Annotated in this window: 1 protein-coding gene; it reads left to right on the top strand. The window is 57.0% G+C overall.

Annotated elements, in window-relative coordinates; translation table 11 throughout:
* Window positions 1–173 precede the first annotated feature (173 nt).
* Window positions 174–642: IS1634 family transposase N-terminal domain-related protein (locus IE082_RS11135; protein WP_505706070.1), on the top strand; the 469-nt coding region annotated here is incomplete at its 3' end.

Genomic DNA, 642 nt, shown 5'->3' with positions numbered 1-642 from the left:
GCATTCCGGACTTCGACAGTTATTCCCTGTTTTTTGGTTTTTCGGGTGTCGGCGTTTCAGTAATTTCAACGGGTTATGGGGCGGCTTGAGGCGTTTTAGCGGAAGTCTTGTTGTAACACGTTTTTCTAATTATGCGCTTGAGCCATTGGCTTTTGGCGATGTATCGTTCGTCCATGTACACGCGCATCACTGAATCGGGCGGTCGGCGCTACCTGCAACTGGTCGAGGGCCACCGCGACGAGACCGGAAAGGTCCGCATCAAGGTCGTCGCCAATCTGGGGCGACTGGACAAGCTCAGCCCGACAAAGCTCGATCCATTGATCAACGGGCTCAATCGGGCTGTTGGCCGTTTGGAGAACACTGCTTCCGACATCACCTATGACTCCGCGTTGGGCTTCGGTGATGTCTTCGCGCTCCATGAACTGTGGAAAGACCTCGGTTTTGATCGCGCGCTCAAGCGCGCGTTGCGTTCCGGGCGTCGTGAGATTGACGCCGAGGCCCTTGTGCGGGCCATGGTGTTCAACCGGCTCTGCGCCCCGGACAGCAAGTTAGGCGTTCTGCGCTGGTTGGAAACGGTGGCGATGCCAGCCATGCCGGAAGGCATAACCCATCAGCATCTGCTTCGGGCGATGGATGCACTTC

Source organism: Formosimonas limnophila (assembly GCF_014652675.1).
Lineage (GTDB): Bacteria > Pseudomonadota > Gammaproteobacteria > Burkholderiales > Burkholderiaceae > Hydromonas > Hydromonas limnophila.
Note: the sequence above shows the minus strand (reverse complement) of the source record. Positions and strands in the feature narration are given on the sequence as shown.